The organism is Bacillota bacterium, from assembly GCA_023511455.1.
Lineage (GTDB): Bacteria > Armatimonadota > HRBIN16 > HRBIN16 > HRBIN16 > HRBIN16.
In genome coordinates, this window is the sequence record JAIMBJ010000020.1 from 1 (window position 1) to 25,854 (window position 25,854).

Sequence of the window (25,854 nt, forward strand, 5' to 3'; positions counted from 1 at the left end):
GTAGTCTAAATCATCGCATTTGGGCGGGTTCATTTTCTGCATCGCTCCCCTTGACTGGCTTCCGTTTTCATGTTATCCATGTTATCATAGTATTGTCGATAGGGGTTCGCGGTCAACTGCGTAACTCCTACTCCGGAGAAGGAAGAGGTTCACGATGCGCAAGGTACTGGTATGGACAGCGGTGGCGCTGTTCGTGGCAAACGTGTTCGCTCTGCCCCGCACGCTCGCCGCACTCGGACTGCGTGGGGGGGCGGCTCCATGTCTTCCCATAGTCAATGATGGATGTGTAGATTGCGTGGAAGGTCTACCCGCGTCTGTTCCCAGTCAGCAGCGACCAGCGAAGAAAGGCGAACTTAAACCCCTTCGAGCAGGGTGCATTGATGTCTATTCACAATGCTTCCCTATGAGTGGAGACTTTCAATACCGTTGCATAGACGTGTTTTGGCCTTGCGACCTGTTTGGCGGTTGGCACGAAAGGCAGCGGCGCGAGCGAGCAATATGGTTTTGTCAGATGCCAAATGGGGGGGAATGCTTCTTTACCTGACTACCGCCCGTTCACGGATTTGTATCGGCACATCATGGAACGGGCAGAGCCAAACCACGGGATCGCGGTGTGTTAGTTGCACGGCAGAAGGCGCCCGATGCCTCCGGCATCCAAAGCGGATGTAGACTACGTGGGGAAGGTCTTACGTCTGCGCCTGGATGGTTCAGTCTCCAGCGCCTATGCGGAGATTCTCTGTTTTAGAGAAAGCCCTGAACGACATTACCCTTCAGAGATGCGCCACCCGTGGTACCTGTATACCGATATTCCCCCCATCCCGCAGGAGGTTATCGATACCGACCCCTATTTGCGCGGAAAGGAGTACTGGCCGTGTGAGTGAGGGGAAGTGGGCTGGATGAATCGTGCCGGTACACCGCAAAAAGCAGCCACATGGGTATCTCCATGATATGTTCAAGTGGGTGGAACCATCCCGCTGCTGCCCCGCCTTTCGCTCGCTCGGTAGGAACTTTCCTCCTTCTGCAGAATTAGAACAAAAGGAATCCGCCCTCGCTTTTCAAAACGTTATAATCGATTTGTGTAAGCGTTATATAGCGGAGGTTTATTCCCATCGATGCAAAAGGCAGCGGCTAAGGTTCCCTCGGAGACGTCGCAAAGGGTGGGTGAGACTCTTTCGGTGACCTTGCCCGTGCGTCCGCGTGCGCTGGTGGTGGGGTTCGTCGGGATTGTGGTGCTGTGCGTGATTGTGTCTGCAGGAGAGCTGATTGCCAAGAACATCCAGATAGGCATGATGCAGCTCGCGCCCGCGCTGGTGGGCGTGCTGTTCGTGATAGTGGTCGTTAATCAGCTGCTGGCGCGATTCGCTCCCCGCTGGAAGCTGACGCCTGCGGAGCTGGCAGTGGCGTTTGTGTTGATGATACCCGCGCCGATGATCACCTCCCGTGGACTGATGGAGCGGTGGCTGCCGCTGCTGGTGGGCGTCAACTATTACGCGCCCGGCAACCGCTGGGATGTACTGTTCTTTCCGCACATCCCTCCGCAGCTCGTGCCGTGGGACCCCGCGAAGGGCGCACGGCAGGATGTTGCCGTGTGGTTCTATGAGCGGTTGCCCGGCGGCGTTGCCCTGCCCTATGCGCAGTGGGTCGTACCTTTGCTGGTGTGGCTTATCCTGATACTCGCCGTGTACGCCGCGTTCTTTTGTATGACCGTCATCCTGCGCAAGCACTGGGTGGAGGGGGAAAAACTCTCCTTCCCGCTGGTGCAACTGCCGTTGGAGATGATGTTGCAGCCGCAGTCCTTCCTGCGAAACAAGCTCATGTGGGCAGGGTTCGTGGTCTCGTTTGGCTTATTTCTGGTCAACGGCTTGCATCAGTGGGTTCCATCGGTTCCCGAAGTGCGATTGTCCATCCAGTTGAACCCGCTTTTCACCGAGCGTCCGTGGAACCAGGTGAGTTACTGGGCTATCTGGATTTCACCTGCCGCTATCGGCTTTTTCTATCTGATGCCCACCGACCTGCTGTTCAGCTTCTGGTTCTTCTACCTGCTGGGCAAGTTACAGGAAGCGGCAGTGGGTTTGTATGGGGAGAACACGCCGTTTGAACACGCGGCGTTTGCGGCGCATGTCGCCTATCAGGGAGCGGGTGCGTTCTTCATGCTGGCGATACTCACCCTTTACAGCGCGCGCCATCACCTGCGTCACGTGTGGCGTCGGGCGATTGGCGCTGTGCCCCCTGACGAGGCGGAAAGCAGGGAAATGTTCTCGTACCGCGTGGCGGTGTGGGGGCTTGTCGTAAGCTTGCTTGTCATCTTACTGTGGGCAACCTATTTCGGGATGACGTGGCAGGTGGCGCTGTTCCATTTTGGGGTGTATCTTTTTGTGCAGGCGATTATCATGGCGCGGTGTACCGCCGAGGGCGGCTTGCTGATTACTGAAGGCTGTTTCACGCCGATGGACATTTATACCTTTGGTGAGCGGCAGATGCTCGGTGCGCGCCAATTGACTTTACTCTCCTTTCTGGACGGCATGCATACCCGTGACCTGCGCGGGATGTTGCTGACGGGCTTACTGGACGCGCAGAAGGTGGCAGAGCAGGCACGCCTGCGGGCGCGGCGCGTGCTGTGGCTGCTGGTAGGAGGGATACTGTTAGCCATTGTGGTGGCGCTGGTGATACAGATGTGGCTGCCCTACAAGTACGGCGCCATGAACCTTTACAGCTACGTGTACAGCGGGGCAAGCATCCAGTTCTTCCGCGAGAACGCGCCGTTTATGGGGGGCGTGCCAACACAGCGTGAGTATCCGAACGGGCCGCTGTTTACCCTGATCGGCGCTCTGGTGTGTGCATTGCTGAGCTATTTTCGGTGGCGCATTTCGGGGTTTCCCCTGCATCCGCTCGGCTATGCGATGGCGCCGTCGTGGGGGATTGTGGTGTTCTGGTTCTCGATGCTGGTGGCATGGTTGATCAAACTGCCCATCGTGCGCTACGGGGGGATGCGCACCTTTCGCCTGCTGCGCCCCTTCTTCCTGGGCTTAATCTTCGGCGAGTTTCTGGCAGCGTGCATGTGGTCGTTGATTGCGTGGTTCTGGCAGCTGCCCACGCCCACCTTCCCGTGGCCCTGATTACAGCAGCCCGCCCGTGACACAGCTGAAAAAGCCCAGCACGGCATTGAGCAGGAACACTTCGTACCAGTCCATTTCGAGGAAGTAGCGCAGGATGAACAGGTCGATGAACCACGCCACAATGAGTATCAACCAGACCTGCGTGAGCAGTGCCACGAGGAGGGTAACGCTGGAGTTCAACACCATGAGCATGGTAATAGGGAGCATCGTGCGGTAGCCTTCCCAGAAGCCCACATGGAACGGTTCGCCAGCGATGCTGCCCGTGATGCGCACCGCAATCCAGAGGATGAAGGTATCGAACAGCCACTTGAAGCCGGTAACCACAGGTATCCACAGGATTGCCAGTCTGCGGATGCTCGCAAGTAATTCAAGGGGAGCAGGCAAGCTTTCTTGCGCCGCCTGCAACGCGCGTGCAAGCACGAATCCCAGTATCACCCCGCAGAACAATACGGTCAGCCCTACCGTCCACAGCGGCAGGTTCAGCACTCGTTCTCGCCAATCGGGAGTGTCCACGGTCGTTGCACCAGCATGGTCTGCACATCGATCTCAGGCTGCCCCTGCGGGGGGTAGAGCCGCTGATAGGTACCGTCCGGTTGCATAATTCGGGCGCGACGGTTGTCCTGCAGGTAGCACTCCAGCACCCGGTCTCGCAGATAGCGGATATGTTCCGGGCTTTCCACAGGGAAAAGCACCTCCACCCGATGGTCGAGGTTGCGTGGCATCAGGTCTGCGCTGCCGAGGTAGATTTGCTCGTCGCCGTTGTTCCAGAAGTAGTAGATTCGGCTGTGCTCGAGGTAGCGTCCCAGCACGCTGATGACGCGGATGTTTTCGCTCAGTTTGGGCACTCCGGGGCGCAAACAGCAGATGCCCCGCACAATCAGGTCTACCTGAACGCCCGCGCACGAGGCTTCATACAGCAGGTCTATCATTTGCTTGTCCACCAGCGCGTTCATCTTGAAGATGAGGCGTGCGGGCAGCCCCTGTTGCGCGTGGGCGATTTCGCGCCGAATCAGCGCCATCAATCTCTGCCGCAAGTTCACCGGCGCAACCAGCAGCTTGCGGTAGTCGTGCTTTCTGGAGTAGCCGGTGAGATAGTTGAACAGGTCGGTGGCGTCTGCGCCAATCTCCTCGTCGCAGGTGAGCATGCCGATATCTTCATAAACCTGGGCGGTGGTGGCGTTGTAATTGCCGGTGGAGAGGTGGACATAGCGCCGAATGCGGTCGCCTTCCTGACGCACCACCAGCGCGACTTTGCAGTGGGTTTTCAGCCCCACGAAACCATATACCACGTGAACACCCGCCTGCTCCAGCCTCTGCGCCCAGCCGATGTTGCTCTCCTCGTCGAATCGCGCTTTCAGCTCCACCAGCACCGCCACCTGCTTACCCGCTTCTGCCGCTTCCAGTAGTGCCTGCACCACCGGCGCGTTTTTCCCAACGCGGTAAATAGTCTGCTTGATAGCTAGCACGTGCGGGTCACGTGCTGCGGTGCGCAGGAACTCGATAACTGGCTCGAACGAGTCGTAGGGATGGTGTAACAGGATGTTGCCCTGTTGAATCGCCTGAAAGACCTGGAATCTGTCTGTGCTCTGCTGCAAGGGCGGCGGAGTGGATGGATGATACGGCGGGAACTTCAGGTCAGGGCGCGGAATCTCGGCGTACACCTGCATCAGACTGCTCAGCCCCAGGGGGTGCGGCAGCACGTACACATCTTGCGGATAGACCTCCAGATTCTGCATCAGCAGGTTGCGCACCCGGCGGGGCATCTCGGGACCAATCGCCAGCTGCACGACGGAACCGAACTTGCGCCGATGGATGGTCTGGCGGATGGTTTCGAGCAGGTCGTCCGCCTCCAGCTCGCGGATTTCAAAGTCGGCGTCCCTCACGACTCGAAACGGGTAGGCAGCTATCACGCGCATCTCGGGGAACAGCTCGTGCAGGTTGGCGGTAACGATGTCCTCTATCCATGTAAAGTATAGTTGCGCGCCTGTGTTTGCCGGCCCGTCGTGATTGGCACGGTGCAGGGGAACCAGACGCGGCAGGGTATTGGGCACCTTCACCCGCGCGAACCGTTCATTGCCGTCCTCGTCGGCCACCACCACCGCCAGATTCAGGCTCAGGTTGGAGATGTGCGGGAAGGGGTGCCCCGGATCGAAGGCGAGGGGCGTCAGCACGGGGAAGACGAACTCGTGGAAGTACTGGTTTGCCCTGCGCTGCTGTGCTGCCGTCAGCCGGGAGTAGGGCACGATATGGATGCCCGCTTTGCGCAGCTGGGGGATAATCTGGCGGTGCAGGCACGCCACCGACCGCCGGTAGAGCTGAAGCGATTTGCGACGGATGCGCTCGATCTCTTCTTTCAAACTCATACCGTCGGGTGGGAGCTGGGTGACCTGCGCCTCGATTTGCTCACGGATGCCGGAGACGCGCACCATGAAAAACTCATCCATGTTCGAGCCGAAGATGGCAAGGAACTTCAGCCGCTCCAGCAAGGGGTTGCGTTCATCCTCTGCCTCCTCCAGCACCCGTTGCTGAAAATCGAGCAGGCTCAGCTCACGATTGAAGTAGCGAATATACTGCTTTCCTTCTGATTTCGTTTTGGGCATAGCCACGCACTTGAGACTGAAGTATCATTCTGCGCGAAATGTCACCCTGAGCGAAGCGAGGAAACGCCGAGATGCTTCGCTAATGCTCAGCATGACAGTGCATGTCCTTCATCATGCCAACATCATGTCACTCTGAGCGAAGCGAAGAGTCTCCAAGATGCTTCACTCCGTTCAGCATGACAAAGAGTGCATCTACTTCTTATTGCCAATCGCAATCATCTGCTTCGGCGTAAGCAGCCACTGCAGCACCGCCGCTGGTGCGCCACTCAGGTCGTCCACCGTCATGTGGCAGACGCCGCCCTTCTTGAAGACAATCTGCAGGCGCGTTACACCCAGCAGCAGGTTCGCCAGCGCGCTCATGTTGGGTTCGTGCCCGACGAGGGCCATCGAGTCGACACCACTGTATTGCTTCAGTTCTTCCCACATGTGGTCGGGATGGGCAAGGGGCAAAAGGTTCTCCGTGAAAACGATGGGGTTTTGCACATCCAGACCCTCCCGCAGGATTTCCGCGGTTTGGCGCGCGCGGACGTAAGGGCTGGAGAGAATAATCTGCGGAGCTACCCCCAGTGCCTTTAGCCCCCGCGTGATGTCGCGCATCTTCGCCCGCCCCTTGTCCGTCAGCGGACGCTGGCTATCGTCTTCGTAGTCCGGCGTGAAGTGTGGAACCGCAATCGCGTGGCGCACCAGATAAAGCTTCACGACCTGTCCTCCTCCTCTTGCGATGTTGCAGACGCAAGTCCATCCCCGTCACCGGGTGTCTGTGCTGTTTCCGGCGTCTCTGCGTCTGGTTGCAGTGCCTCAGACTCTGCTAGGACATCTGCATCAGGTTGTCCGGGTGTTGCTACCTCTTCCAATGCGTCACCAGACACCACCGGCTGCTCGGCGATCGCTGGTTCCTCGCACAAGATGTCGGTTTCTTCCAGCGTTTCCTCCACGCTCGCCAGGGGCGCACCAGCCTCTTCCTGCCACGGGAACAGTGCGTCTGGAGCGGCGCGCCAGAAAGAGTGTACCCTGTCCATGTTCTGAAGGTAAACGTCTACTCGCTCGCGGTGGAGCTGCTCGTAAAACTGGCGTACCGGAGTAAGGTCTGCGCCATCCTTGCGCGGGCGGCTGGTGTACTCTTCCAGCGTGCGCAGGAGTACCTCGGCGTCCTGAATCTCGCCCATCAACGTCTGGTAGCTGTGCATCTGTGCGGGCAGGTCTTCGGGCATATCGTTCAGCAGCGGCTGTACAATCTCGAAGCTGTAGCGGAAGCGTTTGAAGGCGATGCGCACGCGATGGATGGTGGCCACATTTGCCGCATCAACCATCGCCAGCCGGCTCAGCACCGTGTGATAGGCATCGTCCACAGGAGAAAACACGTCGACGGGCATTTCCTCTACCGATTTTAATGCAGCTCGGATGGGCTTTGAGTAGGTGTTATCGACATCCTCAATATCCTTCTGGGCGCGGCGCAGCAATCGCTTCTCCGTCTTTTGCAGGTAGCAGTGGAAAGGCTCGATCTCCGGCAGCTGCGCCAGTCGCTGTCCTGTTTCCAGCAGCATCACCTGGGTATCGCGCAAGGCGTCAAAGGCGTCCAGGTGAGATTTGAGGCTGCGCCGCACTTTTCGCAGGGCTGGTGACGCCGCGAAGAAGTTGAGAAAGTCCACCAGCGCCAGCAATCGGCGCATCGCCACCCGCAGGTCATGCACTGCCTCTTCGCTGAACTGTTTGCGGCACAGCTTCGCTTGGGCACGCAGGGTGCGCAAGCGTGTTTTGGCGGTTTTTGTCAAAAGAGAGAGCGCAGTAACATCCATCGTGTCACCTCCTATGCGATTTCCAGGGAGACTCCAAATACTTCCTCAAAGAGGCTCTTGCGCTTGCGAATCTGCCACTTCTCCAGCAGCATATCCCTTTCACCGGTGAGCAACAGTCTCCACCGGTTCTTGTCCATCGGAACCAGTGTCAGGTCTTGTACGGCGCGGCTGCGGCTGGTGTCCAGTCCGTCGGCTAGTCGGAGGATGGCAGTCAACTTGGTCACGATGAGCCTGTCGCCCTGAGACAGGGTACGGAACTCCTCATCCTTGGGCGAAGGCGGCTCGCGGCGGTGGTAGCGGATAATCTGAGCCACAATCTCCTGCTGTCTGGGCGTCATGCCGAGGAGGGGGCTGTGCTTGACGATGTAATACCCATGCTTTTCGTGGTCCACCGGCTGGATGAACTGCCCGATGTCGTGTAACAGCGCCGCCACCTCCAGCAGGAGTCTCTCTTCTGGGCCCATGTGGTGCAACGGCTCGGACTGCTCGAACAGGCGCAAAGCCATCTGGGACACGTGCCTGCCGTGTTGCACATCCATCCGGTACTTCTGCGCCAGCCTCATCGCTGACGCCCGCACTTGCTGCTCGACGGGAGGGCGTTGTACGATTGCAGCGGGCAGCATGTCCCACAAGATGCCGTCCTTGAGACCCACGTGCGGGATGCGTATCTCCCGTAGCCCGCTTTCCCGCGCCAGCATGTGCAGCACGATGCCTGCCGGAATGATGACGTCCGCACGGTCAGGACGCAAGCCCAGTTTCTCGATGCGTTCCTGAATCGTCATCTTGCCGATGGTTTCGATAAGCGTTTCGAGCTCGTACAGGGTGATGAAGGTGTTACTGCGCCTGCGCAGTAATCGGCAGCGCAGGTCGCCCAATGCTTCGACGTTACCCCCGGTGCCGATGCACAGGTTGATGCGTTGCGCCCCAATCTCGCGATCGATGCGCTGACGCGCCAGCTCGGCGTACTCTCTCACCAGGCGGCTGAAGGAGAGCAGGTCATCGGTCACACACCCGAATTTCTGTAGCAGGCGCACAGTGCCCAGCCGATAACTTTCACTCGACAGAATGGTCTCACCCTCGCTGAGAACGACCTCCACGCTGCCTCCCCCGATTTCGATGAGCATCGCGTACTTGCCGTGCAGGTCCATGGCTTTGGTCACCGCCAGATGAACCAGTCGCGCCTCCTCTTCGCCCGAGATGACCTCCACCTGAATGCCCGTTTGCTGGGCGATGCGGTCGACGAAGATATCACGGTTTTCTGCCTCTCGCACTGCGCTGCTCGCGACGGCACGCATTCGCGGCACGCCCAAGTGCTCGATGATGTCGCGAAACCGCTGCAACGCCTGAATCGCCGCCTGGATGTTCTGCTCGGAGATAAAGCCTTGCGAAAAGGTATCCTCTCCGAGGCGCACAGGGGCACGTTGATAATCTACCAGTTCGAATCGGGTGGTGTCGATGAGTCGTACCACCTGCATTCGAACGCCGTTTGAACCAATGTCAATGGCTGCCAGCATTGTCCTTCTCTATTACCTGCGTTATTGGCACAAGGTAATTACCCGCGTCTGTGTCCTTTTCCTTTTTGCACCAGTGGTTGCAATGGTAAGCCATCCTGCTGCCACTGCGTGATGTTGCGCCAAACCACGTGCCCGTCCAGGTACGCCACGTTGCCGCCATCCTCGTGGTTGCCCACCCAGTTAGAGTACATCACATCGCCGAACAAGGGCACCGAGCCCTCGTCGCCTGAGGAGCGGGGGGGAGTGTACCAGTAGGATACAGCCACCTCAGCGCGCTCGCGTCGGGGGCGAGGGCGGTCGTCCGACGGGCAGAAGAACACGTTCAGGTTGTCAGTGTAAGCCGAGACAAGGCGCACCCAGCGGGCCTGCGTGGGATAATGGTCATCATAGTCTTGAGCGTACAGGTGCAGTGCCTGAGCCAGGTGGCGCAGATTAGCCCGGCAGACGGTGCGGTTGGCGGCTTCACTGCCCGTGCCGTAGAGATGAAGCACCATGCCCATCACAATCAGCATAATCAGGAACACCACGAAGGCTTCAAAGTGGCGACGGTGCAGGGCACGGTCCAGCCAGCGTTCTTTGAATTTGTATGGCATGCTCGACCCCTCCTTTGTGTCTGCAGGAGGCGCAGGATGTTCCCACCCATATTGTAGCACAAAGTGGGAGCGTTGAGGATCAGAAAATTCCCTGTGCTTTGAGGCTGACCCACCTGCCGTCGCCGAGGATGACGTGGTCGAGCAAATCGATGCCCAGCAACTGCCCCGCCTGGTGGATGCGCTTCGTCATCTGGATGTCCTCACTGCTGGGGGTGGGGTCGCCGCTGGGATGGTTGTGCGCAAGGATGATAGAGGACGCGCTGTGGCGGATGGCTTCGCGAAATACCTCGCGCGGATGGAGCAGACTCGAGTCCAGCGTGCCTTTGGTCACGGTGCTTTGCTGTATCACACGGTTTTTGGTGTTGAGCAGAAGCAGGATGACGTGTTCCTGCTTCTCGTCGCGCAGCTGGTGGTGGAGCAGGGCATACACATCTTCGGGGCGGGTGATGGCAGGTTGTTCGCCCATCGCTTCCAGGGCAATGCGTCTGCCCAGCTCCACCGCCGCCAGCAGCTGTGCTGCCTTTGCCAGTCCGATACCCTTCACCTGCGCCAGTTCGGAAGGCTTTGCACTCGCGATGGCACGCAGGCTACCCATGCTGGTCAACAGATGCTGCGCCAGCTGCACCGCCGTCATCTCCGGGGTTCCAGTGCGCAGCAGGATGGCGAGCAGCTCTGCACTGGAGAGCGCGTTCGCTCCGAACTGCACGAGCCGCTCGCGTGGTCGCTCATCCTCGGGCAGCTCCTTGATGGTGTATTTGACGGGAAGCTCGGGCATTTGGTAGTCCTATACGCGTACGAGCTCTGCCGTCTCCGCAGAACGGTAGATACCGTCCAGAATGCGCATCACTGCCACGCCATGCTCAATGGGTGCGATACATGGCTTGCGCTTCAGGATGCACTCCACGAAGTGTTCGATCTCCGCCAGGTGTCCGGGGATGTTGGGCGCATGAGGCACGTAGTCCTCCGGCACGCCGTGGCGGTCGGTGAAGATACGCAGGGGCTCCAGTGTCGCACCGCCCTTCGTGCCCATCAACTGCGAGTAGAACACGTCTCGCTCGATATGCGATGCCCACGAGGCATCCAGTTGACACACCGCACCGTTCTTGAAGCGGATGAGCGCGGTCGCCAAATCTTCCACATCGAAGGTACCGCCCTTCTGCGGGGTTCCCCAGCCGCCCTGTCCGCGTCCGTAGGGACCGAACTTGGCGAAAGTAGCACCGAACACCGCTTCTGGCTCCGGACAACCCATGAGCCACCACGTCAGGTCAAGCACGTGTACGCCGATGTCGATGAGCGGTCCACCGCCCGACAGTGCTCTGGTAGTGAACCAGCCGCCGAAGCCCGGGATGCCGTGCCTGCGCAGCCATCCGCACTTGGCGTAGTAGATGTCGCCCAGGTCACCCGCGTCGATATGGCGCTTCAGCGTCTGGCTTTCGCCGCGGAAGCGGTTGTTCATGCCCATCATGAACAGCACACCCGTCTTCTGTGCTACCTGAAGCATCCGTTCGGCATCCTGCGGATTGTGCGCCAGCGGTTTCTCGCACAGGATATGGCAACCCGCTTCCATGGCAGCGATGGCAACGGGGGCGTGCAGCGCGTTGGGGGTGCACACCGACACCGCATCCAGTTCGACCTTCTCCAGCATCTGCTGGTAGTCGGTGAACACGTGTGGTACGCCGTACTCGTCCGCGACCTGCTGTGCCCGCTTTTCATCGATGTCGCAGACCGCAACGACCTCTGCCTGCGGAAGGCGTTGATAGCCCTGAATATGCAAACTGCCGATACCGACACCGACAACGCCGACTCGCACTTTCTTTTTACCGGAACGCGTTGCTGGCACTGTGGATTACCTCGCTCTTCACACGAAATGGAGTAGTATACAATTGGGCAAGAGAGAAGCAATATCCTGCGCTTGAGCCGACCTTGCGGTTTTCGACGGGGTTACTGCTGTAGGGGAGAGGCACCGTGCGCAGGTTGTCGCGGCACGGAATGCGTGGGACGGTCGCTTTATGGTACAATACCCTTTGTGAGACCATGAGGAGGGAGGGAGCCTGTGTTAGAGGTTTTGAGCCGCGAGCTGCAGGCGTATGGCGAGCGTCTGCGCGCGCTGGGCGAACACCTTTGACGTTGTCCATGTAAAGCAACAGATTGCCCGGCTGGAAGAGGAGACCACCCGCCCCGGTTTCTGGGACGAGCCGCGCGAGGCGCAGGAGACCATTCAACAGCTGAACGCGCTGCGCCAGCGTATCGCCGGTTGGGAGGAGCTGGAACGGCAATGGCAGGAGCTGCAGGCGATGTCCGAACTGCTGCAGGAAGAGGAGGACACGGAACTGCTCGAAGAGCTGCAGCAGGGCTTGCAGGAGCTGGCGAAGCGACTGGACACGCTGGAGATGGAGACCCTGCTTAGCGGCGAACACGATGCCAATAACGCCATCCTGGAAATCAACGCCGGCGCGGGCGGCACCGAATCGTGTGACTGGGTGCAGATGTTGTTAAGGATGTATTTACGCTGGGCGCAGGAACACGGCTTCCGCACCGAGATTTTAGACGAAACTCCGGGCGAAGTTGCCGGTCTAAAAAGTGTAACGGTACGCATCGAGGGTCGCAATGCCTATGGCTTGCTGGAGTCCGAGCGGGGCGTGCACCGACTGGTGCGGATTTCACCGTTTGACGCCAACAAGCGAAGGCATACCTCTTTCGCCTCGGTGGACGTGATACCGGAACTTTCCGAGAGCGAAGAGATTCAAATCAACCCGGACGACCTGCGTATCGAGACCTTCCGCGCGGGTAGCGCGGGCGGTCAACACATGCAGAAGAACGAGACGGCGGTGCGCATCACGCACATCCCGACGGGCATCGTGGTCACGTGCCAGAACGAGCGTTCGCAACAGCGTAACCGCGACATGGCGATGCGCGTCTTAATGGCGCGGCTGGCGGAGCGCGAGCGTCGTGCCAATGCAGAGCGTATTGCCGCTTTGCGTGGCGAGCCTCCGCCGATTGAATGGGGACATCAGATACGTTCCTATGTGTTTCAACCGTATTATATGGTGAAGGACCACCGGACAGAAGCGGAGACGGGGGATGTGCCTCGGGTGATGGATGGCGACATTGACCTGTTCATCCACGCCTATCTCCGATGGAAGGGGGCACGCAGAAATGAAGACAATCCGCCGAGCAGTTAACAGCATCCTGTGGGCAGTGGTTCTCCTGCTGATAACAGGTGTGGCCGGTTGGGCGCAGGAGCTGAGCACCAAAAACGTACGCACAGAGGAGAGCGACCTGGCGAACGTGGTGGTGGATGCCCTGCGCGATGCGAGCGGAGCGGATATCGGCTGGCTTCCGGCGGCAGCGTTCAACGAAGTCACCTTGAGCAAAGACACCCCACCCGCCGAGGTCGTGAGCAGGTTACTGCCCTATCGCGACGACCGCGTGGTGGTGCTGAAGCTCACCGGCGCGCAGATTCAGCAGGCTCTGGAGCGTGCGCTTACGCTGTATCCACAACCCAACGCCGGCTTCCTGCAGGTGAGCGGATTGCAGGTAACGTTCGACCCCGCGAAGCCGGCAGGCGAGCGGGTGGTGCGCGTTCAGGTGGGAACCGAGAACAAGCAGGATTTGAACCCTCAGCGTGAGTACCGTGTGGCGACTTCGGCTACGCTCGCTTACGGTGCGCTGGGCTACTTCAAGGTATGGGAGCGTTCGGCGATAGAGCGCGAAACCGAAAAAACGGTCGGCGATGCGGTGCGGGCATACCTGGAAGCAGGCAAACCGATTGCTGGAGTCTCCGAGCGCATCGTGGCAGTGAAACCGTAACGAGAAAGGAGATGCTTTTTTGCGCCTGGCTGAAAGATTACTGAGTTTTTTATCCCTCTTTGGGCTGTTCCTTCTCTGGGGCTGTGCGCCAGGGGCGGTGCAGGCAGAGCGTCCCGCCTTTGACGGTAAACGGGCGTTCGCCGACCTCGAAAAGCAGGTGTCCTTCGGTCCGCGCGTGCCTGGCACACAGGCTCACCTGCAGTGCCGCGACTGGCTGATGACGGAGCTGGAGAAGGTTGCCGACCGGGTGGAAGTGCAAACCTTCACTCGGGTGGTCAATGGCAAAAGCCTGCGCCTGTACAACATCTTCGCGATTTTCAACGAGAACGCCAGCAAACGGGTGATGCTCTGCGCGCACTGGGATACCCGCCCCACTGCGGACGAAGAGTTAGACCCCGCCAATCGCAAAAAGCCGATTCTGGGTGCAAACGACGGCGCGTCCGGTGTGGCGGTGTTGCTGGAGCTGGCACGGCAGTTCAAACTCAAGCGTCCTGAGGTGGGTGTCATCATCGCGCTTTGGGATGGTGAGGACTATGGACCCACAGTGGACAACATGTTGCTGGGTTCGCGCTATTTTGCGAAGAACATGGGCAAACTGCGCCCCACGTACGGCATCCTGCTGGACATGGTGGGCGATAAGGATTTGCAGATATACAAAGAGGTCAACTCCGTATATGCTGCCCCGCAACTGGTGGAAAAGGTTTGGCGCACAGCGGGCGAACTGGGCTACCGCAAGTATTTCCCTGACGCCCAGAAGTATGCGATTATCGATGACCACATCCCGCTGATCGAGGCGGGTGTGCCCTGCATCGACCTGATTGACTTCGATTACCCTTACTGGCACACGCTGCAGGATACAGTGGACAAATGCAGTCCCCAGTCCCTGCAGATAGTGGGTGAAGTGGTGGCGGCGGTGGTCTACTCGGAACGCGAATCCAAGCCATAATACTGGTAGTGGAGCATAAACGGATATGCAGGTGCTGTCATGGACGAGGTACGCCTCAAAATCTGCGACCTGTGTGGTGCTTTGAACCTGATGGAGAACACCGAGTGCCACGTGTGCGGCTGGCGCGGGCACTTCAGCACCGAACCCGCAAAGGTGCGTTCGGTCATCGAGGTCACCCGCAAACTGCAACTGCACGGCACGGCACAGGCGCGCAGCCTCTTCTGTTTACTCCACCAGAAAGTAGAAGACATCGGTTGGAGCCTGCGCAGCTGGCTGAGCCGCCGCAGACGGTCGCCCCATTTTCCTTTGTAACTACTTTTGAGGCTGGTTTTGCCCGAAAACCAGCAGCAACCCCAGCACTGCCCCGTAGATGGCGGCAATGACAGGGTTGCAGAGAATGCCTCAAGTGCTGCCCATCTTGCGGGACAGCGCGGACAGTATCACACCCGCCACTGCCCCGCCGGCGATGGCAAGAATAGCTTTGAGCGGCATGAGCAATTCCTCCTACACGGTCTCTGTGTTGCCTGCTGTTGCAGGTGCCTCTGCTGGCAGGTGCGGCAGTATCTTCGCCATGATATGCTGTTTGGGCATCAGCCCCACCAGCCGCTCGCGGGCGAAACCGCGTGTGAACAGGATGAGCGTCGGGATGCCCTGAATGCCGTAGGCATTGGCCGTAATCGGGTTCTCATCGGTGTTCAGCTTCACCACCTTTAGCCGCCCCTGATACTCGCGGGCTATATCTTCCAGAATAGGCGCGAGCATCCGGCAGGGTCCGCACCACGGCGCCCAGAAGTCCACCAGCACCGGAATGTCCGACTCCAGTACCTCTTGCTTGAACGTGCTGGCGTTGACATGCTTGATCAACCCGCTTTCGGAGTGGTCAGTTGCCTGTCTTCGCCCGAACAGTCCGAACATACTGGTATTTTCAACCTCCTTACGTTGTACTTTGGTGTTATTCCGAAACATTAGATACCCTTTCGGCAGCGGAAGATTCACGGTAGAATAGAGAAGGCTGCTTCACATTCGGGGGTGAACATGCGTTTAACACAGAAAAAAGGGGGTCTTATCGTCTCCTGCCAGGCGCCGGAAAACACGCCGTTGGGAAAACCGGTTGTGCTGGCGGCACTGGCAGAGGCGGCCGTGCGCGGCGGGGCAGCAGGCATTCGCGCCAACCTTCCGCAAAACATCCGTGCCATTCGGGAGCTGGTTCAGGTGCCGATAATCGGCATCTACAAGCACACTCTGCCAGACTACCCGGTGTACATTACTCCCACTTTTGAGCACGCCCGTGCGGTAGTAGAGGCTGGTGCGGACGTTGTGGCGATAGATGCGACCGACCGCGACCGCCCTGAGCCATTGCAGGAGTTGATACAGCGCATTCATGAGGAACTCGGCGTGCCGGTGATGGCGGACATCTCGACGCTGGAGGAAGGCGTTGCTGCAGCGGAGATGGGGGCGGACCTGGTCGCCACCACGATGTCGGGCTATACTCCGTACACCCAGCACCGCCGCACGATGGGGGCAGATATCGCACTGGTTGGGCAGCTGGCGCAGAAGGTCACCGTGCCTGTTATCTGCGAAGGGCGCATTTCGTCGCCAGAGGAAGCCCGTCTCGCGCTGGAGGCGGGAGCATGGGCGGTGGTGGTCGGCACTGCGATTACCGCCATCGATCAGGTGACTGCCCGTTTTGTGGAGAGGATGCGACAGCGCACCGCCGGTAATGGCAACGAGCACAATAGCTGACCAACAAGCGTTTATGTTTCCCCGGAGCCTGCGGCAGTGTTCTGTGCGTTGAAGCGGTTCATCGCCGCCTGCACCCCTTCGGCGATAATCGCTTCGACTGCGTCGGCGGCGCGTTGTAGAGCCTCGTCGATAATCGGTTGCTCTGGAGGGGCAAAGCGGGAGAGCACATACTCCACCATCTGCCCCGGTGGGGGACTGCCAATGCCCACGCGCACGCGCGGAAACGCCTGCGTGCCCACGCACTGGATGATAGACTCCAGGCCGTTGTGCCCGCCATCAGAGCCAGAAGGGCGAATGCGGATCCTGCCCAGAGGCAGCGCTACATCATCCACCACCACCAGCAAATGAGAAACGTCTCTCGGATAGCGTTGTAGCAGTGCTCGTGCCGCTTCGCCACTGCGATTCATGTAGGTCATCGGCTTCGCCAGCAGCACAGGTACCTCGGCAATCATTCCCAGTCCGTAGCGGGCATGGTCGCGGCTCAGGTTCAGGCGAATGCGATGGCGGCTGGCGAGGATGTCTACCACGTCAAAACCGATATTGTGCCGGGTATGGGCATACTCCGCACCCGGATTGCCCAACCCCAGCACAATCCACTCCGGATGTACCTCTTGAGTTCTTCCAAACCATATCCGCATGGGTTCAGGAGTTCCGCATCCGTACCTCTTCGCTCTGCTGTTCGAATAACTTACTGACAGAGTGGTCGAGGTGAATGCGCAGGATGGCGTCTGCCAGAAGCCGGGATACCGTCAGGACGGTAATTTTTTCGTTCCTTTTGTCCGGTGGTAAGGGAATGGTGTCCGTGACAACAAGCTGCTGGATGGGCGAGCGGCGGATCCGCTCGGGGGCGTCGCCGGAAAGCACCGCGTGGGTGCAACAGGCAATCACGTCCGTCGCACCCCGCTCGATCAGCGCTTCTGCTCCCTGCACCAGCGAACCGCCTGTGTCCACCATGTCATCGATCATGATGGCGGTCTTGCCTTCCACGTTACCCACCACTTCCATCACTTCCACTTTGTTGGGCTCCGGACGTCGCTTGGCAATGATGGCGAAGGGCACATCCAGCATCTCCGCCAGCGCCTTGGCGCGAGGAGTACCGGCTACGTCAGGCGAGACCACCACGCAGTTTTTATGCACCAGTCCCTGTTCGATCAGATACTTGCCAATGATGGGACCGGCATAAAGGTGATCGACGGGCAGGTTGAAGAAGCCCTGAATCTGCTGGGCGTGCAGGTCTACGGTCAGAATGCGGTTTGCACCTGCCACCTCCAGAAGATTAGCCACGAGGCGGGCGGTTATCGGCTCACGGGGTTTCACCTTCTTATCCTGCCTCGCGTAGCCGTAATAGGGGATAACGCACGTGATACGTCTTGCTGAGGCACGCCGGAAGGCGTCCAGCATAATCAATAACTCCATCAGATTCTCATTGACCGGAGCGCAGGTTGGCTGCACAATGAACACGTCCAGTCCCCGTGCGTTCTCTCCAACCTGTACGCGAATCTCCCCGTCTGAGAAGCGGGACACCAGTATCTGCCCCAGCTGCTTCTTGAGGCATTCTGCGATTTTCTGAGCCAGCGCGGGGTTGGCGTTGCCGGTGAAGATGCGCATGCGGTCTTCGTTTGCTCTGTCTTTGTTGTTATTCAAGTCGTCATCCATAGGCTATCCCTCAGAAGAAGATTGTTCCCGACGTCGTTTTGCCCACTCCTCTTTGACTACCTGTCGGCAGCGGGCGATTGCCAGCGAATCCGGTGGCACGTCATCGGTTATCGCCGAGGCGGCGGCGACATACGCACCATCGCCTATCTGTAGCGGGGCAATTAACGTGGCGTGCGAGCCGATGAAGCATCCCCTGCCGATGATAGTGCGATGCTTGCGCTTGCCGTCGTAGTTGCAGGTGATGGTGCCGGCACCGATGTTGGTATTCGCCCCGACCTGCGCATCGCCCACGTAGGTCAGATGCGCCATGCTGACGTTTTCTTCGATAATGGAGTTCTTCACCTCCACGAAGTCGCCAATCTTCGTGCCGTTGCCCACGACAGTGCCCGGACGCAGGTTGGCAAACGGGCCCACGCGCACGCTGTCACCCAGCCGACTCTCCACCACCTGCGACGCCAGCACCGTGGTGCGATTGCCTATCTGGCTGTTCTCGATTCGCGCCATAGGTCCGATTTCGCACTCTTCTCCAATAACGGTGTTGCCCAGAATGTAGGTGTTCGGGTGGACGACGGTATCCTGCCCGATTTGCACGTCAGCGTCGATGTAGGTGTTCGTTGGGTCTACGATGGTAACCCCCGATAGCATCAGGTTTTCCATGATGCGCCGACGCAGGCGCGCCGCGACGTCCGCCAGCTCCACGCGGGTGTTTACCCCCAGTGTTACCTGCCAGTCGTCGGCAATGACAGCTTCCACCCGGTCGCCTTTGCGGGTGAACAGCCCAATGACATCGGTCAGATAGTACTCGCCCTGTGCGTTGTCGGGACGGATTTCCCCCAGCGCGCCAAACAGGGCAGGCGCGTTGAAGCAGTAGATGGATGTGTTGATTTCTCGCACAGCCAGCTGCTGGTGGGAGGCGTCCTTTGCTTCTACTATGCCTGTTACTTTGCCGTTGGGGTCGCGCAGCACGCGCCCATACATCCCTGCATCGTGGGGCAGTACTGCAGTCAACAGGGTGGCAACCGCGCCGCTGCTGTGGTGATGTTCCGCCAGTTTGCGCAGGGTTTCGCCGTCTATGAGCGGGGTATCGCCCGGAAGCACCAGCAGGTCACCTGCGTAGTCGTTCAGCAGCGGCCTTGCGCTCATCACGGCGTGTCCTGTGCCCAGCTGCTCCTCCTGAAGGACAAACTCGCACTGTCCGCGAAAAGCCTCCTGCACACGCTCCGCTTCGTGACCCACCACCACAATGGTGCGGGCGACTCCTGCCGACCGGCAGGCATCCAGAAGGTATGAAAGCAAGGGTTTTCCGCACAAGAGATGAAGCGGTTTGGGCAAACGGGATTTCATTCGGGTGCTTTTGCCCGCCGCCATGATGACGGCAGTCAGTGAAGGTTTACTCACGCCCATCCTCCATGAAAGAAGCAACGCCCTTCCGGGTGTCCTTCAGTGCTCTTTAGCGATAACATGGTATCAAACCCACGCCGAAAATGTCAAACGCGCCAACACCCTCATTTGGTCAAGGGGACGGGGCGTGGGTCAGCCTCGCCCACACCCCTGTCGTTTACCGCGACCATCGCTCGTGCATCGGAGGCAAGGTGGGGAAGGGCGCGTGCGGCTCTGCCTGATACCAGTATGCCACCGATGCGATGTCGTCGGTGAGCGGCTGGAACTTGCCGTTGGGCCACCAGCCCAATGCCTGGATGGTTACCTTCAGGCTTTGCTTGAAGCGGATGGGGTCGTAGATGTGCCAGCGGTACAGTCCGTGCCGGGGCACCTCGCCGGGTTCCTTGCGCCACAGGGGATAGCCTGTAAAGGGCGCGTTGAAGGTTTCACCAAAGCACCATGCGCCGCAGAAGTAGTCTTCCGTGCCCGTACCGCAGATGGTGGGATACTCGGTATCGCCATCCATGTAGAACTTGATTTCGCCTTCGCCCCACCAGCCATTGGAGAGCTGCGTCCACGCCAGAAACGTGCCGACGTAGTGTCCCTGCCCCTTGACCCCGTCCACGATGACGTGTTCAGGGCATTCACGCGAGGTCATGGAACGTCGCCACTGCGCATGAAGATAAGCTGCGTTGTCGGGGATGTCCGTCAGCGCGTAGGTAATCTGGTAGAAGAAGCCGTGAATGGGCTCCCACCGCTGATTCTCAATAGTGATTCGCGCTCGCTTGCGGAAGGGCATCGGCAGGTAACAGTTGAAACCGCCCGACGGGTTAACTGCGACAGGGATGGATACCACGTTATAGCGCAATCCATGCCCGTTGCAGAAAAAGTCTCCCAGAGGCACTTCTACCGACGGCGTGCTTTCGTCATCCCAGTACATGCGCAATATGGTATCGCGGTAGGCTTTCACGTCAACGGTAATCCAGATATGCTGGATGATGCCCGGTCCCTGAATGTCTGCCAGCGTGGTAGTGGTTCCGGGTTCAAGGGTGATGCAGGGACGAACCTTCCAGCCTCTGCCCAGCATGGAAGCGGCGTTATGTTCGTCGGGTTCCGCTTTCGCGCCGCCGCCTCGCTCGCCGTTGGGGTTTTCGGCGGAAATGGAGCGTGTTTCCGCGCTGGACAACAGCGGAAGGCTACCCAATCCCAGGTTCAGCAGGTGCAACTCGTTCATCCAAATCCTCCGTGCAGGGTTTGTCACCGGATAGCATAAAACCTTTTTCGCAGTTCAGTACGGGCTATCCTTCCGCAGACGACTTTTCCCGTGCGGTCTGGACATCGCCCAGTAGCCACCGCGATAGCACGATAAACTCCTCCAGGGTCAGCGTTTCGCCGCGCCGCTGTGGGTCAATGCCAGCGTTTCGCAGTCCGGCTTCCACCTGCTCGCGCGGCAGACCCAGCCCGCCACTGAGGGCGTTGAGCAGGGTTTTTCGCCGCTGCCCGAATGCCGCGCGCACCACGCGGAAAAGCCTCTTTTCCTCGTCGGGCGGCAGACGCTTGGGAAGAGGAGTGAAACGCACAATCGCGCTGTCCACTTCTGGCGGTGGATAGAATACCGTGCGCGAGACCCTCTGCACGATTTCCACTCTGGAATGGTACTGGGCGAAGACGCTGATGGCGCTGTATTCGGGAGTACCCGGCTCCGCGATCAACCGTTCGGCGACCTCGCGCTGCATCATCAGCACCGCGCGATCCCAGCCGCTGGCAACGCCGAAGAGCCGGTCCAGGATGGGGCTGGTGATACCGTAGGGGATGTTCGCCACCACTTTGAAAGGCGTATCTCCAAAGGTGTCCTGTATCAGCTGCGGCAGGTTCTGGCGGAGAAAGTCGCCGTGTATCAGGCGGACATTTTGCAATCCGCGCAGATGGTGCTGGATGATGGGTATCAGTTTGGTATCCACTTCAAAGGTGAGAACCTGTTTGGCGTGTTGCGCCAGCGCACGGGTCAGCGTGCCGATACCGCTGCCGATTTCCATCGCCCCCTCTTCCGGCGAGAGGTCGGCGGCTTGAAGGATTTTCTCCAGGATGTTGTGGTCACCCAGAAAGTGCTGTCCCTTGCGTTTGTCGGGTGTCAGCCCAAATTGCAGCAGCACGAGACGTATCTGAGATGGCGAGGTGAGCTTCACGCCATGCCCTCCGCAGTCAGGGAATGGAAAAGGCGGAGCACAAAGGCTCCGCCCATGTTCAGGTGTTAGTCCAAGATGTATACTTTGACCTTGCGCATACCGACTCGCTTCGCTTGGTGATAAGTGTCGTGCCCAAGGTCGATGCGATTGCCTTTAATGTCTCCGCCGGTATCTGCAGCAATCGCATAGCCATAACCTTCGATATACAGGCGCGTGCCAAGCGGGATGTAGCGCGGGTCTACGGCAACCGTGCCGTAGCCGGCTTTAATCCCGGTCGCGGTGCGTCCCGTACGGCTGCCGCCACAGGCATAAGGTGCGTAGCCCGTAGCGATCATGGTAAGCACACGCCGTCCGCTGAAGAAACCTCGCGCGGGCAGCGAGCCGCCCGCCCCGTACCGCTCGATGCGCGGCTTGGGTTGCGAGATTACTTTGGACGCTAACACCTTTCGGGACACCTCCTGCCCGTCCACGGTGGTGACGAGCCACTGGATGCGCTTCCTCCCATCCTGTCCCTCCTCTACCACCCGCTTGACGCCCGGACGCAGTGCCGGGTCCGCAAATCGCTTCACAGGTGCCGGGATTCTCTGCTCCTCGGTAACCATCTGCTGGCGCACCCGGGTCACCACCACTTCCATGCCATCGGCAAGAGGCGTTGCCGGAGGCGGTTGGACGCGGTCCAACTTCTCCAGGCGTATCTCCGCTTCGCGCAAGAGTTCTGCGACGGTTGCGGCTTGTGTGTCCAATGTACGCACCGTGCCACTTTCGCGCAGGCGCACCGAGAATCGGCGTCCTGCGTCTGCGGTCACGAACGCACACAGGGTTGCAGCTATCAGCAGAGACGCGAACAGCGCTCTGCCGTACGCTTCACGCAAGTGCACGTCGGTACCTCCTTTCGGGCACCCCCCGAGGGGGCTTTTTCGGTGCCGTCGGGACGCAGGTTGTCAAGTTACCCCCGCCTTTGAACAGGCGTTGTAACGCTCGTGCATTTTACCACGAAACAACCGCGGGTGTCAACCGATACGCGGCGAAAATACCCAAAATGTAGCCGCAGGCTTTAGCCTGCACTTTTTCCTTTTTGAATGTTTTGCTTTTGGAAACCTTGCATATACTATACCCCGTATGGTATACTGCTAGCGACAATAAATAGATGAGCTAAAGGAGGTGTCATCATGGCAAGCCTGACCGCTACCAAAACCGAGTGGACGGCGCAAGAGCTGAAAGAGCGACTCGACCGAGAGGAGCCGTTCTACATTCTGGATGTGCGCAACCGCGACGAGTTCGATGCGTGGAAAGTGGAGGGACGCCGTCCTATCCCGACGCACAACGTACCCTATTTCGAGATTCTGGAGCAGGGTGGGGCGGATGACGTGGTGGAGTCGGTCATTGCCTACGCAAAGCAGGAGCTTGCAGGGTGGCTTCCCAAGGACCAGCCCATCCTCGTGGTCTGCGCGAAGGGTGGCACCTCTGCCTTGGTGGCTGAGGGGCTTCGTGCGCTGGGCTACGAGGCAATCAATCTGGCAGGGGGAACGCTGGCATGGGGTAACTTCTACGATGTCAAAGCCGTCGTGGAGCAGCCTGCATTGAGCATCTATCAGGTGAGCCGACCGGCGCGCGGTTGTCTCAGCTACATCATTGCTTCCAATGGCGAAGCAGCGATTGTCGACCCACTGCGGCATACGGAACACTACCTGCGCTTCGCGGAGGAGAAGGGGCTAAGCATTCGCCTGATTCTGGATACGCACGCCCATGCTGACCACATCAGCGGCGGCTCGTATCTCTCCAGGCAGCTGGGTGTGCCATACTACATGCATCCCTACGATGGTATCCACCCGATCGATGTGTTGCCTCCGCGCCTCGAATACCAGCCGCTGTGGGATGGTCAACAGTTCCGCGTGGGCGAGGCGACCATCGAGACCATCCACATTCCCGGCCATACGCTGGGCAACGTGGTGTATCTGGTCAACGGGCAGTACCTCTTGACCGGCGACAGCATCTTCATCGAGTCTATCGCTCGTCCCGACCTCGGCGGTCGCGGCGACACCTGGGCACCCATTCACTACCATTCGCTGCGCAAGCTGCTGAGCCTGCCCGATGAGGTGGTGGTGTTTCCCGGACATTTCAGCTCGCTGCGAGAAGCGGACGCAAACGGCGTGTTTGCAATGACCCTGGCCGAGCTGAAGCAGAGGAACGAGGGGCTGGTCATGGCACAGCGCAGTGAGAAAGAGTTCGTGGAGTATATCCTGAGCAGCCTGCCCGTCTTCCCGCCCCAGTATGTGGATATCAAGCGGGTCAACGCGGGGCTGCTCATCCCGGACGAGGAGAAGGCATCTGAGCTGGAGCTGGGCAAGAACATCTGCGCGCTGGCGCAGGCATACCAGTAAGACCGTGACAGGTTGGGCTGGCGCAAGCGCCAGCCCAACCGCCCATCCCTTCTAAAGAACAACGACAAAGGAGGTAACGATGATGAACTTCGACAAGATGCTGGACGTTCGTGGACTATCGTGCCCCATGCCGATTGTCAAGGCACGGCAAGAGGTAAACACGCTGCAGCCCGGTCAGGTGCTGAAGGTATTGAGCACTGACCGCGGCTCGGTGAAGGACTTCCAGGGCTGGGCGCAGGCAGCGAAAAACATCGAGCTGCTGGCTCAGGAGACGGAGCAGTTAGACGGCAAGGAAGTGTATGTCCATTACGTCAGGCGAGTGAGCTAGAAGGAGGTGCGAGCATGAATCCGCAGACAGAGGTGTTGCAGCACGACGTATCGTCCAACGGGCACGCCGTGTACGAGCGTCTGCAGGCGCTCGAGGCGCGTGTGCAGGAGCTGGAGAGCCGTCTCCCCGATGACCGCGTGTCCATCGTGGTGTTCTCGGGTGAGTTGGACCGGGTGCTGGCAGCGTTCGTGATTGCGACTGGCGCGGCAGCGTTGGGACAGAACGTCTCGATGTTCTTCACGTTCTGGGGTCTCAACGCGCTGCGCCGCAAGAAGCAGCTATCGGGCAAGAAGTTCGGGGAGAAGCTGATGGCGCTGATGTCACCATCCGGTTCGCGCGACCTGCCGCTGTCGCGGATGAACTTCTTCGGCATCGGCGCGAAGATGATGCGGGCCATGATGCATGAGAAGAAGGTGAGTTCACTGGAGGAGCTGATGCAGCTGGCAGACGACCTGGGCGTGCGCACCATCGCCTGCGAGATGTCGCGCGATGTGATGGGCGTCACCGACGAAGAAATCCGCGACGGGGTCGAGCTCGGTGGCGTTGCCACCTTTTTGGGCGAGGCACTGCGCTCGCGCGTGACTCTGTTCATCTGAGGAGGTGACCTATGACCACGAACGTTGTCAATAATCGCCTCGCGTATGCGCTGTTTGGGGTCGGTCGTTTCAGCGAGGTGCGTCAGCTGCTGCCGGGTGTGGCAGTGGCGGCAGGCATCATGCTGGTGTCCCTGTGGCTGGCGGACGTCATCGGCATCGCTCTGCTCCGGGCGCAGGGCATCGACCCCACGGGCAAAAGCGCGCCTCTATCCGGGGTGTTGGTGGCGATACTGGTGGGCATCTTGCTGCGCAATGTGTTGCCCCTGCCCCAGAGTTTACAGCCCGGTATCCATTTCGCCGTCACCAAGCTGCTGCGGCTGGGCATCATTCTGGTGGGCATCAAGCTCAGCCTGCTGGATGTGCTGAAACTGGGTGCCTGGGGCATTCCCATTGTCGTGGTGGCGATTGCCAGCGGTCTGGTGCTTATCAGCTGGTTCAACCGGATGCTGAAACTGCCGGAGCGGTTAGGCACTCTCATTGCGGCGGGCACAGGCATCTGTGGTGTGACCGCGATTGTGTCTACCGCTCCTGCCATCAAGGCAGAACAGCGAGAGGTGGCATACGCCGTAGCGAACGTAACCCTGTTCGGGCTGTTGGGCATGTTCCTGTATCCCTATCTGGCACATTCCCTGCTGTCTACTTCCGAGCAGGTGGGGCTGTTCCTCGGCATCGCGGTTCACGAAACCGCTCAGGTGGTGGGTGCCGCGCTGGCATACAAGGAGATGTTCCATGACGATGTCGCGTTTCAGGCGGCAACCGTGACCAAGCTCACCCGCAACCTGTTCCTGGCGGTGGTCGTGCCACTGATGGCTTTCTACTACTTGCGCCAGCTGCGTGCGTCGGGGCAGGACGGGGGCGATTCGCGCGTGAGCATCCTGAAGCTGTTCCCCGCTTTCGTGCTGGGCTTTCTGGCGATGGCGCTGGTGCGCTCGGCTGGGGATGCGACGCTGGCGAACGGTGCCGCCTTCGGCGTGTGGAGTGCGGAGCAGTGGAAAGCGATGACCACCCTGATCGGCGAGCAGTGGGGCTCGCGCTATCTGCTCGGCACGGCGATGGCAGCGGTGGGACTGGGTACCAGCTTCTCGGTGTTCAAGGGGCTGGGCATGAAGCCTTTTGCGGTTGGCTTCGTGGGCGCCCTGCTCGTCGGGGCGATTGGGCTGGTGCTGTCCCTGCTGCTGGGGCAGTTCGTGAAACTTTAATCGCGGAGGG

Annotated in this window: 26 protein-coding genes; 11 read left to right on the forward strand and 15 right to left on the reverse strand. The window is 59.4% G+C overall.

The genetic code is table 11. The annotated features are described in order from the left end of the window. Nucleotides 1–641 precede the first annotated feature (641 nt). Both K6U75_11085 and K6U75_11090 read left to right on the forward strand, forming a co-directional pair. Nucleotides 642–881 carry a hypothetical protein gene (locus K6U75_11085; GenBank protein ID MCL6475581.1) on the forward strand — a complete coding sequence of 80 codons (240 nt, stop codon included), beginning with the start codon at nt 642–644 and terminating at the stop codon, nt 879–881. A gap of 231 nt (nt 882–1,112) precedes the next feature. Beyond that, nucleotides 1,113–3,116 (forward strand): hypothetical protein, encoded by a 2,004-nt coding sequence (locus K6U75_11090; GenBank protein ID MCL6475582.1) that lies wholly within the window; start codon nt 1,113–1,115, stop codon nt 3,114–3,116. Here the strand turns inward: K6U75_11090 and K6U75_11095 are convergent, their stop codons facing one another. The 8 genes from K6U75_11095 to K6U75_11130 form a co-directional block, all read right to left on the reverse strand. Continuing rightward, a complete protein-coding gene (locus K6U75_11095) occupies nt 3,117–3,629 on the reverse strand; it encodes a hypothetical protein (GenBank protein ID MCL6475583.1) in 513 nt (170 codons plus the stop codon). Beyond that, nucleotides 3,596–5,716, reverse strand: a complete 2,121-nt coding sequence (gene ppk1, locus K6U75_11100; protein MCL6475584.1) for a polyphosphate kinase 1 — start codon at nt 5,714–5,716, stop codon at nt 3,596–3,598. The genes K6U75_11095 and ppk1 overlap by 34 nt, the downstream gene beginning before the upstream one ends. Before the next feature lie 192 nt (nt 5,717–5,908). After that, nucleotides 5,909–6,415: a phosphohistidine phosphatase SixA gene (gene sixA / locus K6U75_11105; GenBank protein MCL6475585.1), complete on the reverse strand. Its 507-nt coding sequence runs from the start codon at nt 6,413–6,415 to the stop codon at nt 5,909–5,911. Then, nucleotides 6,412–7,512, reverse strand: coding sequence for a CHAD domain-containing protein (locus K6U75_11110; GenBank protein MCL6475586.1), 1,101 nt, complete (start codon nt 7,510–7,512; stop codon nt 6,412–6,414). Before K6U75_11110 ends, sixA begins: the two co-directional genes overlap by 4 nt. Nucleotides 7,513–7,523: 11 nt before the next feature. Then, nucleotides 7,524–9,026, reverse strand: coding sequence for a Ppx/GppA family phosphatase (locus tag K6U75_11115; protein ID MCL6475587.1), 1,503 nt, complete (start codon nt 9,024–9,026; stop codon nt 7,524–7,526). A 38-nt stretch (nt 9,027–9,064) separates the two neighbouring features. Beyond that, entirely contained in the window at nt 9,065–9,619 is a 555-nt protein-coding gene (locus tag K6U75_11120) for a hypothetical protein (GenBank protein MCL6475588.1), read from the reverse strand. Between the two features lie 79 nt (nt 9,620–9,698). Further along, nucleotides 9,699–10,394, reverse strand: a complete 696-nt coding sequence (gene radC / locus K6U75_11125; GenBank protein MCL6475589.1) for a DNA repair protein RadC — start codon at nt 10,392–10,394, stop codon at nt 9,699–9,701. Between the two features lie 9 nt (nt 10,395–10,403). Then, on the reverse strand, nt 10,404–11,459 hold the full coding sequence (locus K6U75_11130) for a Gfo/Idh/MocA family oxidoreductase (GenBank protein ID MCL6475590.1): 1,056 nt from the start codon (nt 11,457–11,459) through the stop codon (nt 10,404–10,406). A gap of 213 nt (nt 11,460–11,672) precedes the next feature. Between K6U75_11130 and prfB the strand changes: the two genes are divergently transcribed. The 4 genes from prfB to K6U75_11150 all read left to right on the forward strand — a co-directional run bounded on the left by prfB (nt 11,673) and on the right by K6U75_11150 (nt 14,687). Further along, nucleotides 11,673–12,801 (forward strand): peptide chain release factor 2 gene (prfB, locus tag K6U75_11135; protein MCL6475591.1). Its coding sequence is split into 2 segments (ribosomal slippage): nt 11,673–11,741 and nt 11,743–12,801, totalling 1,128 coding nucleotides; the frame shifts between segments, so codons are not numbered across the junction. Beyond that, the gene (locus tag K6U75_11140) at nt 12,776–13,429 is read left to right on the forward strand and encodes a 5'-nucleotidase C-terminal domain-containing protein (GenBank protein ID MCL6475592.1); all 654 of its coding nucleotides are present in this window, start codon (nt 12,776–12,778) and stop codon (nt 13,427–13,429) included. The genes prfB and K6U75_11140 overlap by 26 nt, the downstream gene beginning before the upstream one ends. 19 nt (nt 13,430–13,448) lie before the next feature. Continuing rightward, on the forward strand, nt 13,449–14,375 hold the full coding sequence (locus K6U75_11145; protein ID MCL6475593.1) for a M28 family peptidase: 927 nt from the start codon (nt 13,449–13,451) through the stop codon (nt 14,373–14,375). 39 nt (nt 14,376–14,414) lie between these two features. Further along, nucleotides 14,415–14,687: a hypothetical protein gene (locus K6U75_11150; protein MCL6475594.1), complete on the forward strand. Its 273-nt coding sequence runs from the start codon at nt 14,415–14,417 to the stop codon at nt 14,685–14,687. A 192-nt stretch (nt 14,688–14,879) separates the two neighbouring features. Here K6U75_11150 and trxA read toward each other — a convergent pair whose 3' ends face one another. Next, a complete protein-coding gene (trxA, locus tag K6U75_11155; GenBank protein MCL6475595.1) occupies nt 14,880–15,290 on the reverse strand; it encodes a thioredoxin in 411 nt (136 codons plus the stop codon). 120 nt (nt 15,291–15,410) lie between these two features. Between trxA and K6U75_11160 the strand changes: the two genes are divergently transcribed. Then, nucleotides 15,411–16,118: an N-acetylmannosamine-6-phosphate 2-epimerase gene (locus K6U75_11160; GenBank protein MCL6475596.1), complete on the forward strand. Its 708-nt coding sequence runs from the start codon at nt 15,411–15,413 to the stop codon at nt 16,116–16,118. Nucleotides 16,119–16,129: 11 nt separating this feature from the next. Here K6U75_11160 and pth read toward each other — a convergent pair whose 3' ends face one another. The 6 genes from pth to K6U75_11190 all read right to left on the reverse strand — a co-directional run bounded on the left by pth (nt 16,130) and on the right by K6U75_11190 (nt 22,218). Then, nucleotides 16,130–16,756 carry an aminoacyl-tRNA hydrolase gene (pth, locus tag K6U75_11165; GenBank protein ID MCL6475597.1) on the reverse strand — a complete coding sequence of 209 codons (627 nt, stop codon included), beginning with the start codon at nt 16,754–16,756 and terminating at the stop codon, nt 16,130–16,132. 4 nt (nt 16,757–16,760) lie between these two features. After that, nucleotides 16,761–17,726 carry a ribose-phosphate pyrophosphokinase gene (locus K6U75_11170; protein MCL6475598.1) on the reverse strand — a complete coding sequence of 322 codons (966 nt, stop codon included), beginning with the start codon at nt 17,724–17,726 and terminating at the stop codon, nt 16,761–16,763. A gap of 51 nt (nt 17,727–17,777) precedes the next feature. After that, nucleotides 17,778–19,178, reverse strand: coding sequence for a bifunctional UDP-N-acetylglucosamine diphosphorylase/glucosamine-1-phosphate N-acetyltransferase GlmU (gene glmU / locus K6U75_11175; GenBank protein MCL6475599.1), 1,401 nt, complete (start codon nt 19,176–19,178; stop codon nt 17,778–17,780). Between the two features lie 154 nt (nt 19,179–19,332). Continuing rightward, nucleotides 19,333–20,388, reverse strand: a complete 1,056-nt coding sequence (locus K6U75_11180) for a DUF2961 domain-containing protein (GenBank protein ID MCL6475600.1) — start codon at nt 20,386–20,388, stop codon at nt 19,333–19,335. 64 nt (nt 20,389–20,452) lie between these two features. After that, nucleotides 20,453–21,340, reverse strand: coding sequence for a 16S rRNA (adenine(1518)-N(6)/adenine(1519)-N(6))-dimethyltransferase RsmA (gene rsmA, locus K6U75_11185; GenBank protein MCL6475601.1), 888 nt, complete (start codon nt 21,338–21,340; stop codon nt 20,453–20,455). Between the two features lie 65 nt (nt 21,341–21,405). Then, nucleotides 21,406–22,218: a G5 domain-containing protein gene (locus K6U75_11190; GenBank protein MCL6475602.1), complete on the reverse strand. Its 813-nt coding sequence runs from the start codon at nt 22,216–22,218 to the stop codon at nt 21,406–21,408. 291 nt (nt 22,219–22,509) lie between these two features. Between K6U75_11190 and K6U75_11195 the strand changes: the two genes are divergently transcribed. From K6U75_11195 to K6U75_11210, 4 genes are all read left to right on the forward strand, one after another. Next, complete coding sequence (locus tag K6U75_11195) at nt 22,510–23,721, forward strand: MBL fold metallo-hydrolase (protein ID MCL6475603.1); 1,212 nt, start codon at nt 22,510–22,512, stop codon at nt 23,719–23,721. A 79-nt stretch (nt 23,722–23,800) separates the two neighbouring features. Beyond that, entirely contained in the window at nt 23,801–24,049 is a 249-nt protein-coding gene (locus K6U75_11200) for a sulfurtransferase TusA family protein (protein ID MCL6475604.1), read from the forward strand. A gap of 14 nt (nt 24,050–24,063) precedes the next feature. Continuing rightward, entirely contained in the window at nt 24,064–24,645 is a 582-nt protein-coding gene (locus tag K6U75_11205; protein ID MCL6475605.1) for a DsrE/DsrF/DrsH-like family protein, read from the forward strand. Between the two features lie 11 nt (nt 24,646–24,656). Next, complete coding sequence (locus K6U75_11210; protein MCL6475606.1) at nt 24,657–25,844, forward strand: putative sulfate exporter family transporter; 1,188 nt, start codon at nt 24,657–24,659, stop codon at nt 25,842–25,844. Nucleotides 25,845–25,854 lie beyond the last annotated feature (10 nt).

Coding starts and splice junctions, on each gene's coding strand:
- radC (MCL6475589.1), bottom strand. CDS start 10,394: ATGCCCGAGCTTCCCGTCAAATACACCATCAAGGAGCTGCCCGAGGAT.
- pth (MCL6475597.1), bottom strand. CDS start 16,756: ATGCGGATATGGTTTGGAAGAACTCAAGAGGTACATCCGGAGTGGATT.
- glmU (MCL6475599.1), bottom strand. CDS start 19,178: ATGGGCGTGAGTAAACCTTCACTGACTGCCGTCATCATGGCGGCGGGC.
- K6U75_11110 (MCL6475586.1), bottom strand. CDS start 7,512: ATGGATGTTACTGCGCTCTCTCTTTTGACAAAAACCGCCAAAACACGC.
- K6U75_11205 (MCL6475605.1), top strand. CDS start 24,064: ATGAATCCGCAGACAGAGGTGTTGCAGCACGACGTATCGTCCAACGGG.
- K6U75_11115 (MCL6475587.1), bottom strand. CDS start 9,026: ATGCTGGCAGCCATTGACATTGGTTCAAACGGCGTTCGAATGCAGGTG.
- K6U75_11160 (MCL6475596.1), top strand. CDS start 15,411: ATGCGTTTAACACAGAAAAAAGGGGGTCTTATCGTCTCCTGCCAGGCG.
- K6U75_11085 (MCL6475581.1), top strand. CDS start 642: ATGCCTCCGGCATCCAAAGCGGATGTAGACTACGTGGGGAAGGTCTTA.
- K6U75_11170 (MCL6475598.1), bottom strand. CDS start 17,726: ATGCGCATCTTCACCGGCAACGCCAACCCCGCGCTGGCTCAGAAAATC.
- trxA (MCL6475595.1), bottom strand. CDS start 15,290: ATGTTCGGACTGTTCGGGCGAAGACAGGCAACTGACCACTCCGAAAGC.
- K6U75_11120 (MCL6475588.1), bottom strand. CDS start 9,619: ATGCCATACAAATTCAAAGAACGCTGGCTGGACCGTGCCCTGCACCGT.
- K6U75_11200 (MCL6475604.1), top strand. CDS start 23,801: ATGATGAACTTCGACAAGATGCTGGACGTTCGTGGACTATCGTGCCCC.
- K6U75_11210 (MCL6475606.1), top strand. CDS start 24,657: ATGACCACGAACGTTGTCAATAATCGCCTCGCGTATGCGCTGTTTGGG.
- ppk1 (MCL6475584.1), bottom strand. CDS start 5,716: ATGCCCAAAACGAAATCAGAAGGAAAGCAGTATATTCGCTACTTCAAT.
- K6U75_11090 (MCL6475582.1), top strand. CDS start 1,113: ATGCAAAAGGCAGCGGCTAAGGTTCCCTCGGAGACGTCGCAAAGGGTG.
- K6U75_11180 (MCL6475600.1), bottom strand. CDS start 20,388: ATGAACGAGTTGCACCTGCTGAACCTGGGATTGGGTAGCCTTCCGCTG.
- K6U75_11140 (MCL6475592.1), top strand. CDS start 12,776: ATGAAGACAATCCGCCGAGCAGTTAACAGCATCCTGTGGGCAGTGGTT.
- K6U75_11150 (MCL6475594.1), top strand. CDS start 14,415: ATGGACGAGGTACGCCTCAAAATCTGCGACCTGTGTGGTGCTTTGAAC.
- K6U75_11195 (MCL6475603.1), top strand. CDS start 22,510: ATGGCAAGCCTGACCGCTACCAAAACCGAGTGGACGGCGCAAGAGCTG.